Raw genomic sequence first — 244 nt, forward strand, 5'->3', positions numbered from 1 at the left:
ACGCGGCGGACAACGTATAGCACATCGGGGTGGCGGGAGGCTAGCAGGTCTTCGCGCAGTATGTGACCATTCGGATTGCGCAGACGGGCTATGTGTACGACGCCAGCGGCAATCGTCTGGAAGATCCCAGGCGGGTATATCAGTGGGACGCGGAGAACCGGCTCATCGGAGTGAGTCACAAGAGCAGCCATGGGCGCAGCAGTCATTTTGTGTATGACGGATTGGGTCGGAGAAGCGTGATCGA

General features: G+C 59.0%; 1 protein-coding gene. It reads left to right on the plus strand.

Features of this window, described 5'->3' with window-relative positions; genetic code table 11:
* Positions 1 to 62: 62 nt before the first annotated feature.
* On the plus strand, positions 63 to 244 hold a 182-nt coding region (locus DNK49_RS25325; protein WP_207807128.1), incomplete at its 3' end, for a hypothetical protein.

Origin of the sequence: Parazoarcus communis SWub3 = DSM 12120, assembly GCF_003226565.1 — a bacterium.
Lineage (GTDB): Bacteria > Pseudomonadota > Gammaproteobacteria > Burkholderiales > Rhodocyclaceae > Parazoarcus > Parazoarcus communis.